Raw genomic sequence first — 23,667 nt, forward strand, 5'->3', positions numbered from 1 at the left:
TTATGGTAACCTTGGGCTTTCCTATTTTTGCTTGTTGTTTTCAAGGACAGTGTTCCATAGTATCAGAAAAGAACTATCAACTTCGTACAATTTTATGATCAAAAAAGCGAAGATTTAAACGAATGACAATTATAGCAAGTTGGAGTTATACAAAGTAGTTAGTGTATAGCGAAATGTCGCAAACCTATCACAATTCTCAACCATTTTGCTAATATGAGGATTAGTAATATGTTTTAAAGAGTACTACGATTTATGTTGAAAGATAGACTTTTTGTATTGCGACCACAATACCTCAAATTAGGTATTTTTATCGCTTCCAAGCTTGCTTAAAATATCGTTCATATCCAAACGGATCACGCCACTCGATGTTATGCTCTGGAATACCTAGTTGCTTCAACCAAGTTGGCACAAAAAAGCTCGGACAACCTTTGTTATCAAACTGGTTATGTCCGGCAATCTTCACATTAGGCGCATAGCCTAATACTTCTCCAATAATATCAAGCATAGTAGAGATCTGCTGGGGCGTCCGACTATCCAGTGGCATTTTGTGAGAAGAATCCATCCCGCCTACATAACATAGATGTCTGGAAATAGAATTAATTCCTGCTACCCCATTGGTAACTTCAAAAGAGTCTATCACCTGGTCGTTGTTGTGTTTGACGAACTGGTGACGGGAGCCGTCCAGTAAGATCAAGTCTGAATAGCCAACTTGTTTCCAGCCATTGCCATAGGGTTTGGGTTTGGTGTGCCATTTCTTAACATCATCAGCAGATATCCAGCGTCCGGCTGGGGTAGCAGTGCAGTGTATAATCAGGTATTGAAATTTCATAAAAGTAGACAGTAAAAAGTATGAGTTGAGGAATGGAAGGATGGCTTTTTAAACCATCCTTCTGATTTATTTAGGATCTCTCATGGAGAAGAAACCTACTGTTGAAATAAAGGCCAGCAGCGAAACGAAAGATTGTGTATCGATGCGATTCATCAGCCAAAGAATATATCCTGAGAAGGTAAACAAACCCAGGGTTGAGGTTTTCCAGTTGTCTAACACAAACTGGAGGTAATCATATATAGACTTTGCCATCTGTTACTTGGGTTTAGGGTGAAGAAAAGCTGCCTGAGTAATGATCTGTTTTAAGATCGAATCCTGAGCCGCTACTTGAACCGAATAAACAGGCGCATATGTAAAGCTCTTTACATGCTTGATCTTCTCCACATCCAACGGTTGCACCTGTACACATGAGATTGTGGGAATTGCTAAGAAAGAGGCCACAGAGGATCGGGTAGCCTGTAAGATTTGTTATTGATAGGAAACAGAGAAGATACTCTGCTATACTTATCAGTTTATTTGAGACAAGGTGGATTTTTGGCAAGAAAATGCATCTCTATTCAATAGAAACCTGTTTTTTACTTTTACATCTAGTTTTTGTGGGCAATTTGATGCCAACTTATCTTTACAAACTCGACTGTTTCTACATACCAGAGTTTCAAACGAAATACAAAAAATACCTAAAAATAGGTATTGACTAACAATACAGGATTCACATATCTTGTATTTTGTTTGGATGTGAGAAAAGCCAAGTATTTCTTACTCTTCTCAATTTTAATTTCCTGTTATTCATTATCTCTTTCAGCTCATTCTTTACAAGTAGAAACACTATTTATATGTTTATGTCAAAATACATAAACAGTACAACATTTATAAAAAGCTTCAATTAAAATCTTATGCTTTGAGTAGTTGAGTAGCAATATTTTGGATTTAAATACATCTTATTTTTCAACCAAAATTATTACTTTACTGATGAAAGACTCAGGTTTAACAACAACGCAGGTACCAAAACCTCCGAAAAAGTCTGATAAATTTAATATATCTGTTCTCGCTGCAATATTTGAGCTTTTACTATTGGTAATTGGTCTGATTATTATTACATCCAATCAAATAAAGGGCAGAAGGTTGTTTGATCAAAGTAGTCCAGAACAGGTTAGAGAGATATTTAATTTATATCTCGATTTTTATTCAAGCTTAACCGATATAATATTAACATCCTTTGGCGCAATTGCTTTTTTAGTTACATATCAGGGAAAATCTGAAATAATTAAAGCACCTAAAACCTTAATTTCACTAACAACCAGTATTGTTTGCCTGTCCTTTGCATTAATTGCAAATTTTTTATGCAAAGAAGTTTTACTTCTAATGATACAGAGAAATGCTGTAGACTTTAGTCTAGATACTTTAAACTATGGCAGATGGTTCATTTATTCTTGTTTAATAATTGCTATACTATCTGTAGCCTTCTTTATAAAAGAAACAACTTTTCACACTCAGTAATATTCTGTATAGAGCAATTCATAAAATTTATAATTATGTCTACTTTCATACATGGACTTAAATTAATCTTAAAACCAAGTTTAATTTTCTTTTTTCTAATTATTCCCGGTTATTCCTATTTCTTGAAAGCCGAAAGAGCCAAATCAACTGTTCTTACAATCAATACCTCGGAAACTTCTAATGATGGCGACGAACTCATCATTAGAGTTAATAAAGGATTTCAACAGTTTTATTTTCAGGTTCTTATTTATAGAAGAAGAGCAGTTGTAGAGATAGGTGGTCCAAGTTCTGGTCTAATGTTAGTTAACATTACGGATGAGGATGAAGGTCAATGGCAAACTAGTTTTAATCTAACTGGTTCAGGAATAGCAGAGATATTCTTATTTGGTAGAGGAAGTGGGATTATAGCTAAACAATGGCCATCGGTTGAGTGTATAGTAGGCTTAGATACTACTAGTAAAGAATTTATCAATCCAGGAAAAAAATCACAGAATTTTCTCCGTAACCTTAATCAAAATGGGAAACCACAGGCATTAGAGATATATTTAAATAATCTCGAATATACAGAAGGTCCCACTAAGCAAATTTTACCAATAAAACCTGATACTGATATTAAAATTAAATGGAAAAAAGATAGCTCTGTTGTATGCGAAACGATTATAAATCTTCCTTACAATGCTGAAAAGATATGTGAATGTGATGTTTTAACCAGAAAAGTTAAAATATATGATGTTCAACACTAACTTTACTTAATTTCGGTATTAAAATAAATTCTCCAAAATATCAGATTGATCTTTACTAACCTTTTGGGTCATTCATATTTGGGAACATAGCATTGAATTCTCATTTCATATAAGAAGTTAGAGAGCCTTTTTAGACAATAGTGGTTGACATTCGATTTGGAAACTAACTCAATATACTATAACAGAATGAGTAAATGGAACAATTTTTTTAATTTTTATTTATTGCCAGGCTTAAAACAAGTCAAAGTATTGTCTGAATAGTGGGGTTTTAAATACATTATTATCTTTATTATAGCATATCAATTTATATTATCATATAAACCTTGTTCTTTAAAGAATGAAACAATGGAGGTAAGCTCCTGAAAAAACATTCTTTCTGAAATTGGAGCTTTAGAAGGGCCTTCAATGTAATACTGAATAGTACGTGTAATTTGATTCTTAGTTATACTTAAAACTACACTTTTGAGAGGCTCATCCATAGATAATAACTGAAAGCTGCCTCCTGATACTATTGATGATTTATGGGCTACATCTATTGCTTTAAATGAGTGATCAAATCTTCTGGAAAAGAGCACAATATTCCAAAAATGAGGTGTTCCTTTTTCTGAAGATAGAAACTGATTTGAGGCATTCGAAAGCTTTAGTGAACAACTATTTAGTGCATCGATGAAGTCATCTGATTTTGAAAAAAACTGGTTTAAAAATTCTGTTATTAATAAAATCGGATAATCAATATTTCGAAAATATGTAACTTCTCGGTCATTTGGGTTAATAAAAATCTGAAGATGGTTTTCTTTTGGAATCAACAATTTACCTGATATTTTTTTTAGTGTGCGAAGATTTAACACTTGTGTTCTTATAAAGGCCTCAATTATGTAAACAACTAGGCCTATCTCCTTAAAAAGTGTTGACATAATAAATTGTTCTTCGTATTCTTTAGGCTTTTTTCTGTCAAAAAAGTCTTTTTGCAGAAATTCAATTATAGCAGATCGATTATCAAAGTAGAATACTTGTTGACTATAAAATTTGTCAATATACCCATTGAATCCCATTGGTGTGCCATAACGAACTTGAAACATACCTCGAATATTATCTATGTCACAAACAAATATGATTTTGTCAAAGCTAAATTTATTTTCTGATTCGCTATTTGAGCCAAGATGAGAACTAAAAACATTAAATAGCCTGAATATATGTTCTGGATCAATACGATCAAGATCATCAATAATCAGTACTTTTTGTTTCTTTTGTGTTTTTTTGATATGCTTTTTATTTGTTCGCTCTAATTGAATCTCACTTAATAGATTTAGAACTTCAGTGATGAATATTGTAACAGGATCTCTCTCATATATATAGTTGTTCGATAATTCTTCAAGATATGATTTCGCTTCGGGGGAATTTTCATGACTTGCTATTACTTTTTTTAATTCTTCTGCATCTTTTAAAACATTCTTAAGAATATCTATACCAGCTTGAGGTAAATTACCAAGTGACGCAAACGTTAGATCTGGCCCGTTTCCATCTTCTGAAGCATTAGCTATATTTACTTCAGGGATCATATAAAACGATGCCTCAATTATCTTAGAAAAATTTGCAATAAATGACCAAAGGAAAAAAGTAGTATTATCAATTACATTATCAAGCTCCTTATAATTTTCCTCAAAATCTGCTTCGAGTGCTTCAAGTAAGTGATACTTTCGATTTAATTCCTGTAAGATGTCAAACTTAATAAATTTGAAAATGTCTTCATTACTAGCTACTGAGTAATGCACTGGTGACAGATAAACAGTTAAATAGTCATCTGTTCGTTTATCAAAGAAATCATTTAAAAAATATGTTTTACCAATCCCAAATGGGCCAGAGAATAAAATTCGATAATTATCTTTTGAATTCAGATGCTTGTAAAATAATTCAGATGGGGCTTTTAGTGAAATATTCATAGATCTAGATGAATTTTGTTTAGAGAAATATTACTATTAAGCCTTGAATTTTTTATACTCTGTAAAGTTTAAGTCATGTAAATCCCTTAGTTCATACCATTTGAAATTATGCATCACAGATACCGTAAAATCTAACTCATGCAAAAACTTTGTCTCTTTTAATGTCCTGTTTATGTTTTTAACCTCACTATAAATACGCAAGTAAAGAGATTCAGGGTTATATCCACTTACGTTAACTTTTAACTTACGATTTTCCCAATCTTCTTCTATAAATATATAATTACCATTATGGTCTTCTAACACAACTCCCTTCCGCCATTTACAATTTCTAAATATGTCAAAATGATTTCTAACTATGATTTTATGCAATACACCTGCAGGCATGAAAGGATTGAACTTAAATTCAAATTGTAAGGGTGGCGTTTTGGTAATATTTTTGAATTCTTCGAAAGTGTTAGGATGTATATTTGGAAATAGTTCTGGAATGAAGTATATAGAATTGCCATATTCATCTGTTGTTTCGTAGCAAAGCTCAAATGCACGCATTAATTCTATAAGTTTTTTACGATCTGATTTTTTAAATTCGGAAGAAGGCCAAATTTTTACAAAATCTTCTTTCTCAATTTTTCCATAGTTATTTTTTGCTCTTTGATAATCTAATACATTACAAGCCGCCTTACGTACCCATTCAGGTTTGAGAATGATTATATCATGAAGTCCTTGCAGGTTTTCAAAATGAATCACACTGCCTATTGTATTCAACACATTCAACCATGTCATAGCCTGGCTTTCCAGTTGATCAGTTTGTAAATTGTTATAGGTGTTGTTGGCTGCAAATATGCTTTTGTATTGATTTAAAGATATATAATCATCTGGCAGGCTTTCCAGAGTAGTTTTGACTGCCAACCAGTTTTTTGAAAATCGACGAGTGAAAATATCATAACTTATACGTGGAATAAGTTTTTGAATTTGTTCCACTAATTCATCTATATCATCCCTGTTGGTACATTCCAACAACATGCCATCTACAATATTTAGATTATATTTTTGGGCTTCCTCGATAATATTTCCAATCACTACTTTTTTATTTAGATGAGATGGAATTGAATCAGATTTATTATAAATGCATAAAATAGGGCTTTTGTGTTCGGGATTGTGTCCATTGGCTGGTGTATAGCCAAAACTGGTAATAAAAGGTACCCAATAAGCCAGACCTATGTAGTCATCTTTTTGATTAATCTCCTTGTCATCAGGAGAGGTTACATACAAATACAATGAAGTACGTGAGCAAAAGAATTGTTGGATAACACGATGTGGACCTTGACCACCAAAATCCCAAATATTAAACTGAAAGAATATCTCAGATTTAGCCGATGAATTAGGCATTATTTGGTTTTGTATTTTCAAATTCCAAGGACTAATATCTAACAATATCGTTCGTTGCTGTTCTGGAGCACCATAAAAAGGCCAATTTCCATATCTTGCCAAATTTTCCCGAATGGTCGTTTTTCCAACTTCTCCATTACCTAATAATATTATTTTAGCTTCATAAAATTGTATTAGTTGCCCACTTTCAAAATAATCTTTAATAGCATGTAATCCCTGACTTATAATCTCAAGAGGTGGCGTATGAATAGGATTATTATCAAAATACAATATTTGTAATCTTGGCAGTGTATTGATAAAAGAGAGGTTGCTTATCCGATTATCACTCACATCTATATAAGTCAAATTTGATAGTTGGGGCAAGATTAGTTGGCTTAATTGATTATTGCTTATTTCTAAAGAAACCAGACTAGGTAACTCTGGCAAGGTTAAATGACTTAACTGATTATTGCTTATTTCTAAAGAAACCAGACTAGGTAACTCTGGCAAGGTTAAATGATTTAACTGATTATTGCTTATTTCTAAAGAAGCTAGATTAAGTAACTCTGGCAAGATTAATTGATTTAATTGGTTTCCACTCACATTTAAGGATGCTAACTTAGGGAGCTCTGATAAGACCAACCGAATTAGTAGATTTTCACTTACATTTAAAGACGTCAGACTCGGCAGCTTTGATAAGGCTAACTGTTCCAATCGATTATCACTCAGATCTAGGAAACTCAATTTAGGTAGTTCGGGTAGGATTAATTGCTCTAACTGGTTGGCGCTTACATTTAAAGATATCAAATTTTTTAGCTTTGATAAGATTAATTGATTTAATTGGTTTCCACTCACATTTAAGGATGCTAACTTAGGGAGCTCTGATAAGACCAACCGAATTAGTAGATTTTCACTTACATTTAAAGACGTCAGACTCGGCAGCTTTGGTAAGGCTAACTGACTCAAATGATTATCACTTAGATCTAGAGAGATCAATTTGGGTAGTTCGGGTAAGGTTAATTTGCGAAATTGGTTTCTGCTGATATTTAAAGAACTCAGTTTTGGTAGTTGGGGTAAGATTAATTTATCCAAATGGTTTGCGCTTAAATTTAAAGAAACCAGACTAGGTAACTCTGGTAAGATCAACCGATTTAACTTGTTATCACTAATATCCAAAGAAAATAATTTTGGTGTCTTTTCCAGAAAAGAAAGATCTTTTAAACGGTTTCCACAAACATTCAACGACCTTAGGTATGGTAATTCTGGTAGGACTAAATGGTTTAAATCTTTAAAACCTAGATCTAAAGTAGTTGATTTTTTTTCTTTTGCTTTTTGTATTTTTTCTTCAATAGAGAGATCCATATTTTCGAAAAATAGATGTATAACGCTTGTCTCTAAAATACCAGTTATAAATTTGAAATACAAGTTTGTATGGTAACATAAATACAGTTTATGATATCTATGGTTTCTTATTCACAAATAGGAATATGTAAAGTAGAAAGTATCTAATCATACGGAACTATACATACTCCTATTTGTAATCTCTATCTATAGTCACTTTTACCCATCTGCATATTTGTTTACGACTTCTCCACTCCCTGTCATAATCCAGTTCAGATTCACATCATAGGTAATATGCATACTGAATAGAAAGAAGCAAGAGGGGAGGCTCTGGCCTTTCTCCAAGGTTGAGATATTACTTTGATTGATCCCCATTCGTCTGACAAATTTCCGCTGAGAAAGTCCTGTTATTTCAGTCCGTACATAATGTATGCGTTGTCCTATTTCCTTTAAGTTCATCGTAAGTTAGATTTAGTGTGATACATGTTTTTGCGGTTTATTCACCGCACGATCTGTTTTGCGGTAAACTCAGCGCATGGGAAGTTTTGTGATTAATTTCACTTACTGCCCATGTGAGAGAAATTTTGCGGTTAATTCCGATCACGAAACGTTTTGCGTGGAATAAACCGCAGTTTTTTGTTTTGCGTTGAGTTTACCGCAAGATTACGGCTGCGGTTTGTTTACCGCATGTCAGCGGATTATCGGAGTCGGAGGCCAAACTTATGTTGGTCTATTATCCATTTATCCAGCACCGTAAATGCTAGCCTGAACGCGGCTGTTTCCGCATCGTATCGGGTAGAGTAGTCATGGTTGCAGATGAGCTCTTCCGGATCAGTAAGTTGATAGTTGATATTGGCATCTTGCAGGATCTGGAAGGTGTACACCGCTTGTTTGTCTTTGAGAGTACCTGCTACATTGATCACTAAACCTTTGGACTGGAAGAAGTCGTAAAGCATGTTTGAGTAGCGTTTGTTTCTTCCGGATAGTGCCAGCTTGATAGATGATTTATTAGGGTCGGGATGTTGTATACCCCAACCCGGAAAGTGCAGGCAAGACACGTTGTAACTGTGAGTCACTTTGCGCCAGAATGTGGTAGATTCCTTGTGGCTTTCTTCATATTGTTCGTAAGCGTTCATGTCGAAATTCATATGTGTAATAGATTTATAGTGAATAATGTTAAAGTGAAAGATGTTAACTCGAATAGCGGTGTTGTGTCCAGTGGATGATCTTACCAAAGAAGTTCTCAGAGTCTGTCAGAAACCAGTTATAAAACTCAGCTTGGCTAAGTCCGTCATTATGGGCTAGTAGTCTGGCTTCTTCACTGGTAAGCAGCTTCCAGTTTTGACCGTCCTGGCTGACTGTGATTGTATAGCCTACCTTGTGTTGAGCTGAGCGGATAATAGCTATGTATTCAATGCCATCACATAACCCTTTGTTGAAGGTATAGGGCTTGCTTTTTACATTCCTTGGATTACCTAACCAAAAGTCAATGGTACGTCCGGACTTCCAGCGGTTGTGTAAGGCCCCCAAAAATTCGGACAGGGATCAAATCAAAAAATGTACTAGATTTATTAACCGATTTCTCTTGTCCTTATGAAAAAGACTACCACTGCAGAGCCATTTACCGAACCACAAATTATTAAGATACTTTAAGAGGCAGAAGCCGGAAAAGCTATACCTGATCTTTGTCGAGAACATGGTATTCATGAGTCGATTTAATATAACCGGAGTGTGCTATGAACTTTTGTTTTGTTAAAGTCAAAAGATTCTGCATAAAAGATGGAAGAAGGCCTTCCGAAATCGGTTTACAGGAACTGGCCTCAAACCGGTGTATGCGGCTTTAATTAAGAGTTAAGGTCGTGAGCAATACAAGAAACGGTAGTTTTAACTACCAGGTAACTGTACAGAAGGTGACTGCAAAGGAACCATTGATGAGGTGTCGAAATAGTAGAGATGATGTCAAAACCTATTACTCCAGTTTGGTAGGGATTAGTCTAAGAAGAACCTGTTTACGTTTACTGCTTAGACGGCATCCGGTATGCAGGTGGCGAGACCTATATATGGGCTTTAACAAGGAACCTAGGAACCTGTCTGATGTTAGTTAGCTAGACTTCCTACTGTGCAGTAGTGGTTAATCAAAGGAGAAACTCAACCGTTTATTAATTTTTCTAACTTTTCTGTCCAAACTTTGGGGTACACTTCACAGTTGTATTTACAGTCCCTTGCTTCCAGTGTAACATTACAAATTTGGTCTTAACAATATCTAATAATTTTTTCCCACTCGAATGAATATAGACTAATACTTTGTTTACCACTTCATCTTTAACAAAATAGACACGTTCACCTTTCAAATTCTGTATTATTTCTTCTTTATTTTGCACAAATACAAATTCGTTAAATTGTAAAAATCTTTGCATCAGCGTATTTTGGCTTCCTATTTCTGCGAAGAGATAAGGTAAATCTTGTTGCATATAATTTACCATTCCCCTTGCAACTCCAAACTTACGATAGTCTTTTAGCACGGCTAATGCAGAAATCTTTCCTGAAACACTATATAATGCACAACCACAGTATAATTTTGACTCACTTGAAGGTATAAAGGAAAGTAAAACTATATGGTTTCTTAAATTCAGTTTGTACATATAGTAACTATCTCCATAATAGAATTCTTCATAGCAGCTCTTCAATATTAGTAGTAGATCTTTTACATGAGACATAAAATTAATATGATCCTCTTCTGCACTTAAATCATATCTTATAATATTAAAGATTGCCATTACACGAATTATTTTATATATCTTTGTTTATGTACTTACTAGTTTGGCATAATTTTTTCAAATTCTCAATTTCTTGATTACAGAAATCTTTTAAATTTTCGGCATCCAAATTTAAATCAACAACAAAAAAGGGTGCAGTATACGATTTGGCATCATTTCTAAACATTTCATTAATCTGGAAATAGATAAATCTATCAAACTTTTGAAATGTATAAGGAAATAGCTTTGGACTTTTATATATAGTTATCCTTTCATAGGCTTCAGTGTTTTTCGCAAGTGAACGAAGAGCATTTAGAGAGTCATTTATTTTTCTTTTTATTGTACTCTCATCATATTTAATTATACTTGAAATATCTCTTATTAGCTGTTGGTTATCCACATCTGGAAGAAAAAATAAAATTCTACTTTTATCATTATTTTTTAAGAATTTCTGTAAATGTTTATAGTGGTCATTAATCCATCTAGGTGAATAAAACGTTACAAAAACAATTTCATCCGAAGCTAATTCAACTTTACTTATCCATTCAACCTGATCTAAGTTCTGATAGCCTCCAACTAGCCATGGGGGAGTTTTTATTAGTTCGCGCTCTAGGTTAGTAACTAGATTAGTGATATGATTTATTTGATTAATAATTCTAGAATTTATAAATGTTGTATTTGTATTTTGAGCTTTTTCTTTATCTCCTTTGAGCATATACAGAAGATACCACTCTACTGCCAAGGCTATAATTAATGATGCAATAAATTCAGGTAGGATTTGCTTTATTAACTCAAAGGAGTTCCTCTCATAAGAATAAAAATATGCACCTAGAGTTAAAGCTATTATTAATAAAACGACAAATCCTCTACTGAGTCTTTGGTTGCTTATCCTTTGGTTTATTTGTTTTCTCTCCTGTTCTTGTTGTGTGTGCTCTTGAATTGTATTCATAATATGATATAAAAATTTATTTGAGTATGTAAGTTTATAATGAACTAATTGTAAATTTTAAATAACAATAATTTTGGAGGCCCATTTTAATACTACTTACCTACATTTATAAGAAACTGCACTAAGAACTAGAAAGAGAATAAAACTATCAATACCTCATTTGGGGTATTTTTATTTACTTCCTCACCATCAGATACCCCAACTCGGGATTAGCGAGAATCCGTTCTATCTCTGAATATATAATCCATTGCACATCCTTTTTGACTTGTTGATAGTTCTGGTGAATCATATGATTATCCAACTTCCGAATGAAAGGAATCTCATTATAGCTCTCTTCCTCTTTTTTCAAGGCTTTATGATCATTTAAAATCTGGCAGTAAAATGCCTTTAGATCAATTTTACAATCAGGACTATCGGCTACCATACCCATAAACTCTCCACTGGAGAGAGCTGCAATCTTAGAGGCAGGGACAGCAGATTCCAATTGCATCGAACGAGTGATACTGGTATCGTTGCTGTTGATGGAAAGGCTTTCTCGCTCTTGCATGATGCGGCCGATGCGTTCGGAGAGTTGTTTGGCGGTGTCTCCTGTTACTTGGCCGGAGATGATGTTTCCGACAATATTCATGATTACGTCAGCTTGCTCTTTACCATAATCCTTGCGGAGCTGGCTAAAGTCCTGAATGCCCAGGCAGGTGGCTACTTTGTTGCTGCGGGCAGTGGCAATTAGGCTGTCCATATTATTTAAGTAGATAGTTGGAAATTCGTCGAAGATTAGGCTAGATTTTCGTTTTCCTTTTTTATTGACCTGCTTGATTAATCGGTTAACATATAGTGATAGAACGGCTCCATATGTCTGAATCTTTTGAGGGTTGTTGCCCATGCAGACGATCTTAGGTTCGTCCGGATTATTGATATCCAGTGTAAAGTCGTTGCCAGATAGAACATAATATAACTGTGGAGAGGCAAGGCGGGCCATCGCGATTTTGGCTGCAGCAATCTGGCCTTCGAGTTGCTCCATTACATCATTTAGATAGGCATTGACGAAGGGATTGATCAGTACTTCTATTTCTTTTTCGGTTCGTAAAACCGTAAATAAGCTATCATAATCTACTTGCATCAGTTCGATTACATGTGGTAAAGTACAGTACTCTCCTCCCCTATACTTTCGCAGATACCAGATAATGGCTGTTAGAAAGTTAATGGGTGATTCCACAAAGAAGTCGCCTTGGCGTTTGATCCATTCCCGGTTAAGACCAAGCAATATGGTGCGCGCAGACTCGGCGGCATCGGTTATATCTTCCATGCTTTGAGGTTCTAATGGATTACAACGATGCATGATATTATCAAAGTTGATAAAGTAGCATTTGGTATTAGAAGGATAGACATGTTTGTATTTCTCGAAGGTGTTATATACAATCTTTGACAGATCATCGTACTTAAAGTCATATACAAACATGGAGAACCCTTTTTGGATGTGTTGGGTAATTACGTGGCGGATTACAAAGTAGGATTTACCTGCTCCTGGTGTACCTAATACCAATAGGGAACGAAAGGGATTGATGATGTTGATCCAGCTTTTTCGGATCTTATTCTTGAGTCGATATTGAGCTGGGAGATTAATGGAATATTCATTTTCTAGCAGTCGTTCTTCTTGTGGGAAGGTTTCATTTTCACTATTAAAAATGTCTTTGTGATTGAGCTTTCGTTGGATGATTCGGTAGAGCAGAGTGCCACCTGTGAGTATAAGCAAGAAGCCTAAACTAGTCAGTCCTATATATAGGATTGATAATAGGGTATTTTCTATTTTCACCAGCAAAAACAGGTAACTTAAAAAATAGAGAAGCATACCTGTAACCAGATAGGCGAACGCTGTTTTATGGTTTAATTTTTCGTCTTTACGCCCTTTCGCTCCTAGTAGTGAGATCAAAAGAAAGCCTAGGACAATGAGTTTAGAATAGTGGAAATTACTAAATATTCCTGTTCGGACAATGTTCTCCAACAAACGGTCAGTAAACGCTGAAGTTAACTTCCATTCTACAAAAGCATAGAAGCAGTAATAATAGAAATGAAATACCAGGATAGTGATTCCTATTAGACGGGTCATATCCAGAATTTTTCTCAATGCCTGTTCATTTTCTCCGGTTTGCATAGTGATAGTAGTTACGATAGTAGTTACGATGAATGCTGATTACGATTTGTTCTCCGTTTTCTTTTTCGACCTCTCTTTTTCAAATCTTGAGGTACCTGTTCAGCAGTTTGTTCTAGTTGTAGTAAGGTTGTCAGAACAGTATGTGTCATAGACTGCTCAGTTGATTGAACAGGTACTGGTGACTGAGGAAGTTCAGAAGATTGTGGAGTATTTTTTGAAGGCTTATCTGATAGAGTATTGTTTTTGTTTACTATGGAATGAGATTGCGATTTGATAGTTGGTTCGAAATGAGAAGTATCTTTCTGTTCAATGGTTTGTTTACAACGTTCTGCAATTGATCTGGCACTGTAAGTCTTGCCTAATGCACTGCCCTTACATACACATCGGGTTTGATGATCGACATAGGTAATTCCGTAAAGTAGCCCTTGTGCATTTTGCTGTAGTACAACAGCAATTCCTTCTTTTGCCAGGGCTTTTACCAGTTCAGAGAGTGTTATGTTAGCAGGTGTTCTTAAAGCTAAATCAATGGCATTTCGTATCCGATTTTGATAGGGCTTTCGAGTTGTCTGATTGATTGTGAAGCGAGTTTCCAGAAAGGCGAGTGTAGGCTTGTTATGGAAATCGCTGGCCTTAATAGGCACACCTACTTTTTCTCCATTCTCATTTAAAAGTCGGTAAACGAGTCCATTGGTTTGATAAACTCTTGACTCTTCACTTCCTCTATCAGCCAGGATATTGTATTGCTTTAAAACTGCATTTAGTTCTGGCAAAGAAGTATAATTATAGTTGTTCAACACAAAATCCAGTATGGTAGAAATGGCTTTTTTTGTTTCGCTTTTTCCATACTGAACCTTCTGCACATTCACTGGCAGGAGCTTGTTTGCCGGCTTCTGTTTATTACCGCTAGCCTGTACTAATCCAAATGTTTTTTCGATCTCTTTTCGTGCTTTTTCGGACTGGTTTCTCCCAATGTTTTGCATATCAATTCGGCTGCCATCTGAACGGACTTTGATGCTCACAATATGAATATGTGGATGAGCAGCATCCAGGTGTTCGTAAACCAGATAAGGCTGGCTTCCAAAGCCAATTTTGTCCATATAGGTCTCGGCTATTTCTTGTAACTGTTCATGAGAGAGTTTTTCTGAAGGATCAAAATTTAGGGATATATGTACACTATTTCTGGTTACATTTTCATTTAAAGCAACCTGGTTTAGTAACCGATTAAGCTTTTGAGAGATACTCAATTCGTCTATCTCTCTAGGGTAATTAACGGCTGCGATACAATGAGCAACCCCCTCCTTAACCTTGTTCTCATTGTAGTTCACAATGCGATGAATAGAGGCACTGGTTTTGATTACAGCAACCATTGGTCAGAGAGTTGATTGATGCGATTTTTGATCTGATCTACTTTACCAAACAGTAACTTTTTTTCTACTTCAAAGCTTATCAGCCAGTCTCTGTATTCGGTTATTTTGCTTAGGCTATTTAGCTTCTTAACGGCCTGATTAAAGTTATTTCCAATTAGGTTAAGCTCCTTTCTCAGCTGGATCATTTCTGCCATAAAATCATCCAAAGACTGGTTTCGATAAAGGATTCTCACAGGCTTTCCAAGCAGAATCTTCCGGCTGTACTCACTTAGTTTACGGCAGGTAGTCTTAGCATAATTACCCTGCAATTGATTGTATTCTTCCAGTGACAATCGCACATGCAACCATTTGTTTCGATTTTCTTTTCCATTGCTCATAATCTATCAACTCCATTATATTTATGTACAAATCCCTTTCTAAAAGCCTTTCTGTGATAGCTTCACCCACGACTTTGGAGTAAAGGGGCTTTTTCGGTTGTGATACAACCGGACATCTTGCCGTTTGCTCAATGCGAACTATCGGGCTATATTGGTATACACCTTCCCTTCGTTTTTAAGAATTTTCATGAGAGCTTATGTTTCAGGTTTTTCCGTTGAGGCTTTGTGTTGTTAACAAGCCATTCATTCAGATCCTTACTTCCTATGTATCTATGGCTTTCCTCTTTATATCTGGCAGAAAGTGAAAGCGCATGGGCTGTGGTTTTTTGTCCGGCAGGATCGCGGTCCATATAGAGATGAATGGACTCATATTGCTCCAGAATTGGATGCGCTTTTTCAAAGAAGGAAACAGAATTCAGGATGACAAAATCAGCCTTTGCAACAGGTTGCTCTTGTCCAAGTGTTAGATGCGAAAGGAAGTCTGAGAAACCTTCGAAAACCAAGACCTGTTTACCTGAATTAGCAATGGTAGTAATGTCTTTAGGAGAGCTACTGGCTTTGAAAAAAGGAGTCCGTATTTCATACCCACCCGAATCATTTTTAAAGCCTATTCCATAGTAGTCTTTGCCTCCCATTTGGTAGCTAACCTGACAGCAAAATTGCCTGGCAATGTCAATAGGAATACATCGACTCTGCAGGTATCGGATTAGTGAAATAGAAGTAAGTGGAGCCTCTTGCAGAATGGTTAATTTACTTTCTGAAGTAGGTTCTCGAGAGAAGCTTTCTCTGACTAGTTTTGGAACCAAATTAACGGGATCAGATAGAACCAAACCGGCATTCATCTTTTGTAAAAATTCGGTTATGCTACATTGATAGTAAAGCATTCCAAAATCAATGATAGTACCCCCCTTCCCTATTCCATGATCATACCAACAATTTAGCTGACGATTTACTTTAAATGATGGCGTTTTCTCACCTCGCAAGGGTGAATGATACCAGTAATTTACGTTTCTGACTTTAACGGGTTCATGACCTAACACAGCCAGGTAATCTACCATATCCAGCGCTTTAATATGCTCAATGGATTTCCAATCGCCTCTTGCTTTCATAACTACACAGTTTCAACTTCACAAATTATAATTTATTAACTGTACGAAGATAGAAAGGCAATCTCTCATCTACCCATCCTCACTATATTTTGATGAGGATGCTTTCGGGAAGGCTATTTATCTTTACTGGGTGAAGTTGAACTTTTAACCTGAATGAGTTATGCTAACTATCCATGATGTTGCCAAGGTATATGATACTATTCTGAGTATCCCGGGCATGAATGAAACTGTGAAGATTGATCTTCGGATTTCGCGAAAGAATGTTTTACTATTACACAGTGTGATTGAGAGAGGGCTTGATGCCAAATACGAGGAGTCAAGTCTATTGGAAAGTGTGCCAGAAGAAACACTTGTCGAGCTGAGAGCATTGGGGAAAGATTGTCTGCAGAAGGCAGGATTAATTGAACTCAGTGAGAAACTAAATTATCTGAGTACAAAGGAATAAGTAATGTTAAAGCCATCACTTCAATGAAAATGATGGCTTTATCTTTCTATTTGCCTTTTAGCTTCCAGCCGTTATCAGCTAATATGAGATAAACGGTATGTGTTATTGGTTTCTGTAAATCTATATGTGCTAATGAAGAAAAAGGGGTAGTATTTTTGTAAATGGTTGTGTATTTGATAGTAGCCTTTTTGCCATCTTCGTCCAGCATAATCTCTGACACCTGGTTCAGATATTCATCGGCAATCTTTACCTTCTGAATACTGGTCTTTTTATCCAGGTCTGATAGTGTAACTAAATAAGGTGAAGCCTGATTGGTAAATTCGATTAATGACTGCCCTACGTCAGACAATTTTTGGGTTCGTTTGATAATGACAAGTCCTTTTGTTTCCAACCCTGCATCCAAAGCTTTTTGAGAATATTCAGGGTCTGCACAGAAGATATCATAGGTAAAGGTTTTGGGGTAATTCATCTGCTGTCTAAGTAATGTGACAGCCTCCTGCTCACTTAATTCTTCTTTGGGTGTACAGCTTGCTAGTAGCAAGCCAATACATGTGGCAACAAGTAGTTTTTTCATAGTGGTATTGTTTATTTTTTACCCTTATACAAAGAAACGAACTTTCTGCACAAAACTTACTCTAAATCAAACAATTAACACAATATACTCCAAAAATATTTTCAACAAAAAGGTATAAATTCAATTAAGCGCCTCAAAAAATCTCTATTAAAAACAATAGTTAACATAATTAAACACTAGTTGGTAGCGTTAATAAAATCAAAAAGAGAAACAACCTAAAAAAACATTTTTTTAAATACCAGGTTTGTTTATTGCTATTCGTGCCAGGTGATCAAGTAGTATCTTTTGAAGATAGGAAATTCGCCAAACTGATAGTTTATTTTTAGCCTCAACGATTTTTAAGAATTACAATATTAACTCATCTGATACAAGGTTAGACACTCAAAATAGATGTTCGAAATCTATGAAAAGATATATTCCCTGCTTTCTTCCATATATCCCTTGTCAGATGAAATTCGAGAAATAATTCCTGCTTTTTTTCTACAGCATCAATTTCCAAAAAGAACCTTGTTATTGGAGGAAGGACAGATTTGTGATCGTGTCTACTTTATAGATACAGGTTTAGCAAGAGCATTTTATAATCTAGACGGACAAGATACAACTGCCTGGTTTATGGAGGAAGGTGATATCATCATTTCTGTTCAAAGTTTCTTTCTTCAAAAACCAAGCTCTGAAAGCATTGAACTACTGGAGGACTCTACACTAGTGTCCATCAGATACACTGACCTACAACATCTATATCACCAATTTCCAGCCTTTAATTTTAATGGTAGAGTGCTCACCGAACGCTATTATGTCAAAGGGGAAGAGCGCGCTACTTCACTACGCAGATTAACAGCTCAGGAAAGATATTTAAACTTACTGGAAACTAACCCCAAACTTTTTAATCGTGCTCCGTTAAAACACATTGCTTCTTTTCTGGGGATGGCACCTGAAACCTTGAGCCGATTGCGTGCCAAAGAAAGATAGTTTCCAAAGTAATTCTTGACGATTGTCAAGTAGTTTTAATGGAGTGACTGCTAATTTTGATTGTGCCGCAATAAAATCATGTCCAACCTTCAAATCAGCATGTTGTATGAAAAAGCACTCCTCTCCTAAACTACTTTTCTGTCAAATGGTAGTTCTATTTTTAGCCAGTTGCCACAAGGAAGAAACAACACCTAAGACTCAAGAATCCATTCTGATTGCTTCTGCACAACAATGGTTTGAGAGTAATCAATCTTCTAAAGCAAGTCGAATAGCAGAAGACCTTCCTGAACGTATATTGATATGGGATGAGGCGGAAATGATTACACTTACAACAGGTGCACAGGCAGTAGCGTTGCCACTCCATTACGCAGAACAAGACCCAGGTGCAGGAGCGTCGACTCAGCTTTTGTTGTATCCAAATCCGAATGGGTGGCAAACACAAATTCTTAAAATCATCAGCGACTCAAGCTATTTCTATTCAAATGGTCGACAGATGAATTGGAATAATTTTTCAGGTATTGTAACCTACTATGACTGGCAGGAGAACTTCCAAAGTGGTAGCAGCTTTCGCAATGGAAAAAGAACAGGAACACTATCTGTTGCAGATCCCTCAACCAGAGCAGGTTCAGGCTGTCAGATGGTGACTATAACCTATTATACTCATGTATGTATAGGCAATGACTGCGTATCAACCAAAGATTATGATATTCAATATATTGAATGCTCCACAAGTGGCGGTGGAGGTGGCGGATCACCTCTACCTATTAATCCTACGCTTGGTGGAGGTGTTCCCAGACCGAACCAACCTTTGACTCTCGCACATTTAAAACCCAGAGGTTTTACCATCCCTGGCCAGGACAAACAACCCATAGATCTTTCGAAATACCTCGATTGTTTTTGGGCTAGTTCTGCTAGTGGATCTTATCAGATCACTGTGTATGTAGATGAACCAGAAGCAGGAAGTGGAGAAACAAAATTTGGGTTAAATGTCGGTCACTCATTTATTGGACTAAAGAAAACATTTGCAGATGGGACTGTGATTGAACAAGTGTTCGGCTTCTACCCTACTGAATATACCACTGACTGGGTCAATGCAAAATTTGTCAACAATGGAGGTTCTCCGTATACAGTGAGTGCAACATTCTCCATCTCAGCTCAGCAATTCTTAAATGCATCCAATGCGGCCAGTTATATGACCAGTGAGATGTATAGCATTGAGACACAGAATTGTACGGATGCTGTGTTTTATATTTTTGATGCCACAGGTATTAATTTGCCTAAAAACAAATCTACCTTTCTTTTTGGAGCTGGTAGCGGACATTCACCTGGACAACTAGGACTTGACCTTCGTAATCAGGCCTCTCAGTATCCAGTTAATACTACAGGAGGTACTGCACCGAATAGTAAAGGACCTTGCTAAGCACAGACAGCAATCTAGATATGTATGCAATGAAAAGAATAATAACATTAGTTTGGAAAAACGGACTGGCGTATCTGCTTAGCCTGCTTACAGCTAGTCTGCTTTTTCCTCTGATTTTTATGTTATTGGAGCCCAATTCTACTTATACATGGTGGGTTATACTCATTCTTTCCAGTTTAGGAATGCCTACTATACTCTGGTCTGTAACACTAAGCATACTTGTGTTTAATTTGATTGTGTATAAAATAAAGAATCAATTTGCTAACAACAGAATGTATTCTGTAGGCTTAGGGATTAGTTTAGGTACAGCATTGTTTTTGATCTACCTGGGAAGCTTCTCAAAACACAATCAAACACTTATTGTACAAAACTTTCTGTTACTAAGTGGTATTGGAGCCCTTTTCGGATTTTACTTTTATTCTTTGATCAGGAAGGATGTATTTTCTCTGAATAATAGCAGAAGGACATCTTAAATCATACAACCTATGAAGACCTGTAAGACAATTTACCTGGTTATTGGACTTTTACTAAGTACGATTACACTACAAGCTCAATCAAACCAGCTGACAACAGAGGAGACTAAACGAGCTCAGTTACTCTATGCGTTTTGTAAGTATGTAAAGCAAACTCCATTACAACAGATTACGAATCAAGAATTGCAAAACTATATTCAGGTTCCTGATTCCGCTTGGGTGCCTACTACCTCTAAAGGAAGATTATTGCAGGCAACACTTGAGATGTTTCAGAAACACCTTCAACATGTTAATCTGGAAGAATTTGACGTTGTACCATGGCCAAAATTTTCAAATCCAGACAATCTGCCTAAAATGGTATGGGAGTCAGAACCTGTACAAGATGTGTTTGGTAAACCTATGAAAACTGTAGATCGTGAAAATGAATTGGAAGCAGGACGACAACAACTCCAAAATACCTTGATCGCTTTCAAGAAAGATCAAGTATATACCCCCATTCAGTATTTTTTATTTGATGAGAAAACAGGAAAGATTACCTCCTGGATATTAATCAATCAAGGTGACCTGCATTATTTCTTACGATTCTGATTAAGTTTTATTGCCCTTAAGAGGAATACAACATCCAAGGCCATACTTTGCTTTGGAGCTACTATTATTTTGCCACATTTAACTATTTTTTTTTGCAAATATTCTGAAGTCTGCTACTATCATTATCATTTATACCTCCTCTGATTTTACTACTAGTAGCAACTTTCCCATCTTTTCGTTCACCACTATGAACCTCAATCATACTCATGGAAACCTTATACGAAGACCTAAAAGAGAGGCTGGCTGTTATTGCCAATGAAGAACAAAATATATTAAAGCAGTCTGAAAAATGTATTGCAGTGGTTTTAGATTCTATCACTCAGCTAAAAAAATGGATAGTTGAACATCCTTTTACTCATAAACAGGAAGAGATTCACTTCTTTAAAGAAATTAAACCTAGGTTTCTATCTGAGCTGTTCTATTATACATCTCTATTCAACATCGAACGCAATAAGCCAATAGGCAGTACTCAAGTACAAAAAATCTATATACACAAAGAACTAGATAAGGTTAGTGATTTTTTTGACAACAATCGGGAGTTCTATCAGTATTACAGACTTCATGCCACCTACCTGGATGAAAAGTACTTTCTCAGAGAAAATCATGAAATGTATTTAGCCCTAGACAAGTTTATTTATGATTCAGATCCACAGTTTTCTACAGGTTATGATTATAAAGTAGCCAGGATACTAGCAAACGAAAAGCTGATTATTTATCTGAATAAAGAATTGATTATGTTGGATAATGCTGCTGTGGTAGAATCATCTAAATCTAACTTACACTGGACCCTTTCCAAAACAGCCTGCATTGAATTGTTATATGCATTGCATTCAGTTGGCGCTTTTGGAAAAGTAGATTTAAAGCAAATAGCTACTTATTTCGAAAATGCTTTTCATGTAGATCTGAAGAACTATTATCGCACATTTCTGGAAATTCGAATTCGTAAGACTGGAAGATCCGCTTTTTTAGACTTGTTGAAAGAAAGGCTGATACAACGTATGGATGAGGCTGATGAGACTCTAAAATAATCACAATGCATAAAGGATTATATTCTAGTAGTTATATAATCCTTTATGAAAGCAAAACCCACCATTCAATATATAGTAAGAGTAGCAAAGCATGGAAAATCTATATCCCTGTTTTGATCAAAGTTCCAGAAAGCTGGGTTTTGAGATCGTCAAAATCTCTAGCTGATAGCCATTCTTTCTGGAAGCTGAAGTTTTGTAGTTGTTTTAGCTTACTCATAGAAGATGGCATTTTAGATATCTTGTTTCCCCACACATCCAGAGACTTTAAACTGGAAAGATCTGATAACTCTTCTGGTAATGATAATAATGTATTGTTAGATAAATTCAGCGTTTTCAGGTTTTTCAATTCTCCAATTTGCTTTGGTACACTAGCCAGCAGGTTATTTTTAAGATCCAATTTTTCTAATTTACCTAACTTGCCTATCTCATCTGGTAAACTGCTGAGCTTGTTATTAGAAAGCTTTAGAAACTGTAATTCTTTCAGGTTGCCTAATCCTTCTGGTAAAGCAGATAAGGTATTACCTGTCAGATCCAGATTTTTTAATCCGTCCAAACTTTTCAGATTTTCAGGCAACAGTGTCAGTTTATTGGAGAAAACATTTAGCGAACTTAGATTTTTCAGCTTTCCTAACTCCTCTGGTAATCGTTCAAGCTGATTGCCTCCCAGATTAAGTTGTTTCAGACTGGAAAGATTGCCAAGCTGTTCCGGAAGTTGTTTAAGATTATTAGACGTTAACGTTAAAGTCTTTAACTTTTCCAAACTTCCAATCTCCGCCGGAAGTTGTTCCAGCTTATTTCCCATCAAATGCAACCCTTCCAGGTTTTTCAGATTTCCAATTCCTTTTGGTAGTGAAGCCAGCACATTTTCGCCTGCATTGATTTCTGTAAGATTCTGTAGTTGAGTAATTTCCTTAGGCAATGTTGTCAGCTTGTTATTGACCAGATTGACAGTCTGAAGATTTTTAAGATCCCCAACTTCTTTAGGCAATTCTTTTAGGTATCCATTTGCCAGATTCAACTCTTGCAAATTTTTAAATTGTTTAAGCTGGTCACCTGGTAACTCTTTTAAGCCAGTTAGTTCCAGACGATATACCTTCTCAGGTTCTTTGAGAGCATCATTCAGGCTCTGATACAGTTTGGTTGTACCCAATTCCTGTTTGCTGATAAGCTCACTCAGTTGATTACCACGAACTTGCAAATCTTCCAATGCCATTGTCTTGATCTCTACAGGTAGTTTAGTAATCTTATTATCTACCAACTGTAACGACTTTAGCTTAACCAGTTTAGAAACAGAAGCAGGTATACTATCGAGACGATTTCTATTCAGTTTCAGGACTTTCAAGTTAGGTAGAGCCAAGACTTCTTTTGGAAATGTCTTTAATGCATTATCAGAAAGATTCAACTCTTCCAGATTCTTCAACCTAGTTAATGAAGATGGCAAGCTTGATAACCCAGCTCCACCCAGATCCAATACCTTAATATCAGTAAGTTTTATTAGTTTTGGAGAAAAGATGGAAACTGAATCTGTCAGATGAAGCGCACTTACTTTTTCTGTATGTAGCAAAGCTTCATCTAATGTATAATTAGTTGTTTGACCAACGGATACTTGTAGTAAAAGCACATAAAGTAGAAACAGAATATTTGTTTTAATCATATAGTTAATAAGTTATTTCATTCAATCTTTGTTCACCTAAACACCTATCAAGCTGAGTAATTTCTAAATTAGAAACTACAAGAAGTTTTAT

The 23,667-nt window shown here is 35.7% G+C and carries 24 protein-coding genes; 8 read left to right on the plus strand and 16 right to left on the minus strand.

Features of this window, described 5'->3' with window-relative positions:
- Positions 1 to 307: 307 nt before the first annotated feature.
- The 3 genes from QNI22_RS22815 to QNI22_RS22825 form a co-directional block, all read right to left on the minus strand.
- Positions 308 to 829 carry a peptidoglycan recognition protein family protein gene (locus QNI22_RS22815; RefSeq protein ID WP_314514160.1) on the minus strand — a complete coding sequence of 174 codons (522 nt, stop codon included), beginning with the start codon at positions 827 to 829 and terminating at the stop codon, positions 308 to 310.
- A gap of 66 nt (positions 830 to 895) precedes the next feature.
- Positions 896 to 1,081: a hypothetical protein gene (locus QNI22_RS22820; RefSeq protein WP_314511746.1), complete on the minus strand. Its 186-nt coding sequence runs from the start codon at positions 1,079 to 1,081 to the stop codon at positions 896 to 898.
- A 3-nt stretch (positions 1,082 to 1,084) separates the two neighbouring features.
- Positions 1,085 to 1,270 (minus strand): hypothetical protein, encoded by a 186-nt coding sequence (locus QNI22_RS22825; protein WP_314514161.1) that lies wholly within the window; start codon positions 1,268 to 1,270, stop codon positions 1,085 to 1,087.
- Positions 1,271 to 1,798: 528 nt separating this feature from the next.
- Here QNI22_RS22825 and QNI22_RS22830 point away from each other — a divergent pair.
- Both QNI22_RS22830 and QNI22_RS22835 read left to right on the plus strand, forming a co-directional pair.
- Positions 1,799 to 2,326, plus strand: coding sequence for a hypothetical protein (locus QNI22_RS22830; protein WP_314514162.1), 528 nt, complete (start codon positions 1,799 to 1,801; stop codon positions 2,324 to 2,326).
- 35 nt (positions 2,327 to 2,361) lie between these two features.
- Entirely contained in the window at positions 2,362 to 3,069 is a 708-nt protein-coding gene (locus QNI22_RS22835) for a hypothetical protein (protein ID WP_314514163.1), read from the plus strand.
- A 299-nt stretch (positions 3,070 to 3,368) separates the two neighbouring features.
- Here QNI22_RS22835 and QNI22_RS22840 read toward each other — a convergent pair whose 3' ends face one another.
- The 11 genes from QNI22_RS22840 to QNI22_RS22890 all read right to left on the minus strand — a co-directional run bounded on the left by QNI22_RS22840 (position 3,369) and on the right by QNI22_RS22890 (position 16,425).
- Positions 3,369 to 5,009 carry a P-loop NTPase fold protein gene (locus tag QNI22_RS22840; protein WP_314514164.1) on the minus strand — a complete coding sequence of 547 codons (1,641 nt, stop codon included), beginning with the start codon at positions 5,007 to 5,009 and terminating at the stop codon, positions 3,369 to 3,371.
- A gap of 36 nt (positions 5,010 to 5,045) precedes the next feature.
- Positions 5,046 to 7,736, minus strand: coding sequence for a COR domain-containing protein (locus QNI22_RS22845; protein ID WP_314514165.1), 2,691 nt, complete (start codon positions 7,734 to 7,736; stop codon positions 5,046 to 5,048).
- A gap of 198 nt (positions 7,737 to 7,934) precedes the next feature.
- Positions 7,935 to 8,174: a helix-turn-helix domain-containing protein gene (locus QNI22_RS22850; protein ID WP_314514166.1), complete on the minus strand. Its 240-nt coding sequence runs from the start codon at positions 8,172 to 8,174 to the stop codon at positions 7,935 to 7,937.
- A gap of 239 nt (positions 8,175 to 8,413) precedes the next feature.
- Entirely contained in the window at positions 8,414 to 8,863 is a 450-nt protein-coding gene (locus tag QNI22_RS22855; protein WP_314514167.1) for a hypothetical protein, read from the minus strand.
- A gap of 43 nt (positions 8,864 to 8,906) precedes the next feature.
- The gene (locus QNI22_RS22860; RefSeq protein WP_314514168.1) at positions 8,907 to 9,245 is read right to left on the minus strand and encodes a hypothetical protein; all 339 of its coding nucleotides are present in this window, start codon (positions 9,243 to 9,245) and stop codon (positions 8,907 to 8,909) included.
- Positions 9,246 to 9,883: 638 nt separating this feature from the next.
- Positions 9,884 to 10,492 (minus strand): hypothetical protein, encoded by a 609-nt coding sequence (locus QNI22_RS22865; RefSeq protein WP_314514169.1) that lies wholly within the window; start codon positions 10,490 to 10,492, stop codon positions 9,884 to 9,886.
- 13 nt (positions 10,493 to 10,505) lie between these two features.
- A complete protein-coding gene (locus tag QNI22_RS22870; RefSeq protein WP_314514170.1) occupies positions 10,506 to 11,420 on the minus strand; it encodes an OST5 family protein in 915 nt (304 codons plus the stop codon).
- A 175-nt stretch (positions 11,421 to 11,595) separates the two neighbouring features.
- Positions 11,596 to 13,572 (minus strand): conjugal transfer protein MobC, encoded by a 1,977-nt coding sequence (gene mobC, locus QNI22_RS22875; RefSeq protein ID WP_314514171.1) that lies wholly within the window; start codon positions 13,570 to 13,572, stop codon positions 11,596 to 11,598.
- A gap of 23 nt (positions 13,573 to 13,595) precedes the next feature.
- Positions 13,596 to 14,939, minus strand: a complete 1,344-nt coding sequence (locus QNI22_RS22880; protein WP_314514172.1) for a relaxase/mobilization nuclease domain-containing protein — start codon at positions 14,937 to 14,939, stop codon at positions 13,596 to 13,598.
- The gene (locus tag QNI22_RS22885) at positions 14,927 to 15,316 is read right to left on the minus strand and encodes a plasmid mobilization protein (protein ID WP_314514173.1); all 390 of its coding nucleotides are present in this window, start codon (positions 15,314 to 15,316) and stop codon (positions 14,927 to 14,929) included. The genes QNI22_RS22880 and QNI22_RS22885 overlap by 13 nt, the downstream gene beginning before the upstream one ends.
- Positions 15,317 to 15,501: 185 nt before the next feature.
- The gene (locus tag QNI22_RS22890; RefSeq protein WP_314514174.1) at positions 15,502 to 16,425 is read right to left on the minus strand and encodes a toprim domain-containing protein; all 924 of its coding nucleotides are present in this window, start codon (positions 16,423 to 16,425) and stop codon (positions 15,502 to 15,504) included.
- 160 nt (positions 16,426 to 16,585) lie between these two features.
- Between QNI22_RS22890 and QNI22_RS22895 the strand changes: the two genes are divergently transcribed.
- Positions 16,586 to 16,870 carry a hypothetical protein gene (locus QNI22_RS22895; RefSeq protein ID WP_314514175.1) on the plus strand — a complete coding sequence of 95 codons (285 nt, stop codon included), beginning with the start codon at positions 16,586 to 16,588 and terminating at the stop codon, positions 16,868 to 16,870.
- 46 nt (positions 16,871 to 16,916) lie between these two features.
- Here the strand turns inward: QNI22_RS22895 and QNI22_RS22900 are convergent, their stop codons facing one another.
- Positions 16,917 to 17,444, minus strand: coding sequence for a hypothetical protein (locus QNI22_RS22900; RefSeq protein ID WP_314514176.1), 528 nt, complete (start codon positions 17,442 to 17,444; stop codon positions 16,917 to 16,919).
- A gap of 390 nt (positions 17,445 to 17,834) precedes the next feature.
- On the opposite strand from QNI22_RS22900, the gene QNI22_RS22905 reads away from it, so the two are divergent.
- The 5 genes from QNI22_RS22905 to QNI22_RS22925 all read left to right on the plus strand — a co-directional run bounded on the left by QNI22_RS22905 (position 17,835) and on the right by QNI22_RS22925 (position 21,922).
- On the plus strand, positions 17,835 to 18,413 hold the full coding sequence (locus tag QNI22_RS22905; protein ID WP_313985230.1) for a Crp/Fnr family transcriptional regulator: 579 nt from the start codon (positions 17,835 to 17,837) through the stop codon (positions 18,411 to 18,413).
- 106 nt (positions 18,414 to 18,519) lie between these two features.
- Entirely contained in the window at positions 18,520 to 19,833 is a 1,314-nt protein-coding gene (locus QNI22_RS22910) for a hypothetical protein (protein ID WP_314514177.1), read from the plus strand.
- Between the two features lie 29 nt (positions 19,834 to 19,862).
- The gene (locus QNI22_RS22915) at positions 19,863 to 20,306 is read left to right on the plus strand and encodes a hypothetical protein (protein WP_314514178.1); all 444 of its coding nucleotides are present in this window, start codon (positions 19,863 to 19,865) and stop codon (positions 20,304 to 20,306) included.
- Positions 20,307 to 20,318: 12 nt separating this feature from the next.
- Positions 20,319 to 20,894 (plus strand): hypothetical protein, encoded by a 576-nt coding sequence (locus tag QNI22_RS22920; RefSeq protein ID WP_314514179.1) that lies wholly within the window; start codon positions 20,319 to 20,321, stop codon positions 20,892 to 20,894.
- Between the two features lie 206 nt (positions 20,895 to 21,100).
- Positions 21,101 to 21,922 (plus strand): RteC domain-containing protein, encoded by an 822-nt coding sequence (locus QNI22_RS22925; protein ID WP_314514180.1) that lies wholly within the window; start codon positions 21,101 to 21,103, stop codon positions 21,920 to 21,922.
- 100 nt (positions 21,923 to 22,022) lie between these two features.
- Here QNI22_RS22925 and QNI22_RS22930 read toward each other — a convergent pair whose 3' ends face one another.
- Complete coding sequence (locus QNI22_RS22930) at positions 22,023 to 23,576, minus strand: leucine-rich repeat domain-containing protein (protein ID WP_314514181.1); 1,554 nt, start codon at positions 23,574 to 23,576, stop codon at positions 22,023 to 22,025.
- Between the last annotated feature and the right edge of the window lie 91 nt (positions 23,577 to 23,667).

The organism is Xanthocytophaga agilis (assembly GCF_030068605.1).
GTDB classification, from domain to species: domain Bacteria; phylum Bacteroidota; class Bacteroidia; order Cytophagales; family 172606-1; genus Xanthocytophaga; species Xanthocytophaga agilis.

Bases quoted from the DNA above. Each gene is read 5' to 3' on its own strand.
- QNI22_RS22815 (WP_314514160.1), bottom strand. From the start codon at position 829: ATGAAATTTCAATACCTGATTATACACTGCACTGCTACCCCAGCCGGA.
- QNI22_RS22820 (WP_314511746.1), bottom strand. From the start codon at position 1,081: ATGGCAAAGTCTATATATGATTACCTCCAGTTTGTGTTAGACAACTGG.
- QNI22_RS22830 (WP_314514162.1), top strand. From the start codon at position 1,799: ATGAAAGACTCAGGTTTAACAACAACGCAGGTACCAAAACCTCCGAAA.
- QNI22_RS22835 (WP_314514163.1), top strand. From the start codon at position 2,362: ATGTCTACTTTCATACATGGACTTAAATTAATCTTAAAACCAAGTTTA.
- QNI22_RS22840 (WP_314514164.1), bottom strand. From the start codon at position 5,009: ATGAATATTTCACTAAAAGCCCCATCTGAATTATTTTACAAGCATCTG.
- QNI22_RS22845 (WP_314514165.1), bottom strand. From the start codon at position 7,736: ATGGATCTCTCTATTGAAGAAAAAATACAAAAAGCAAAAGAAAAAAAA.
- QNI22_RS22850 (WP_314514166.1), bottom strand. From the start codon at position 8,174: ATGAACTTAAAGGAAATAGGACAACGCATACATTATGTACGGACTGAA.
- QNI22_RS22855 (WP_314514167.1), bottom strand. From the start codon at position 8,863: ATGAATTTCGACATGAACGCTTACGAACAATATGAAGAAAGCCACAAG.
- QNI22_RS22865 (WP_314514169.1), bottom strand. From the start codon at position 10,492: ATGGCAATCTTTAATATTATAAGATATGATTTAAGTGCAGAAGAGGAT.
- QNI22_RS22870 (WP_314514170.1), bottom strand. From the start codon at position 11,420: ATGAATACAATTCAAGAGCACACACAACAAGAACAGGAGAGAAAACAA.
- mobC (WP_314514171.1), bottom strand. From the start codon at position 13,572: ATGCAAACCGGAGAAAATGAACAGGCATTGAGAAAAATTCTGGATATG.
- QNI22_RS22880 (WP_314514172.1), bottom strand. From the start codon at position 14,939: ATGGTTGCTGTAATCAAAACCAGTGCCTCTATTCATCGCATTGTGAAC.
- QNI22_RS22885 (WP_314514173.1), bottom strand. From the start codon at position 15,316: ATGAGCAATGGAAAAGAAAATCGAAACAAATGGTTGCATGTGCGATTG.
- QNI22_RS22890 (WP_314514174.1), bottom strand. From the start codon at position 16,425: ATGAAAGCAAGAGGCGATTGGAAATCCATTGAGCATATTAAAGCGCTG.
- QNI22_RS22895 (WP_314514175.1), top strand. From the start codon at position 16,586: ATGCTAACTATCCATGATGTTGCCAAGGTATATGATACTATTCTGAGT.
- QNI22_RS22900 (WP_314514176.1), bottom strand. From the start codon at position 17,444: ATGAAAAAACTACTTGTTGCCACATGTATTGGCTTGCTACTAGCAAGC.
- QNI22_RS22905 (WP_313985230.1), top strand. From the start codon at position 17,835: ATGTTCGAAATCTATGAAAAGATATATTCCCTGCTTTCTTCCATATAT.
- QNI22_RS22910 (WP_314514177.1), top strand. From the start codon at position 18,520: ATGAAAAAGCACTCCTCTCCTAAACTACTTTTCTGTCAAATGGTAGTT.
- QNI22_RS22915 (WP_314514178.1), top strand. From the start codon at position 19,863: ATGAAAAGAATAATAACATTAGTTTGGAAAAACGGACTGGCGTATCTG.
- QNI22_RS22920 (WP_314514179.1), top strand. From the start codon at position 20,319: ATGAAGACCTGTAAGACAATTTACCTGGTTATTGGACTTTTACTAAGT.
- QNI22_RS22925 (WP_314514180.1), top strand. From the start codon at position 21,101: ATGGAAACCTTATACGAAGACCTAAAAGAGAGGCTGGCTGTTATTGCC.
- QNI22_RS22930 (WP_314514181.1), bottom strand. From the start codon at position 23,576: ATGATTAAAACAAATATTCTGTTTCTACTTTATGTGCTTTTACTACAA.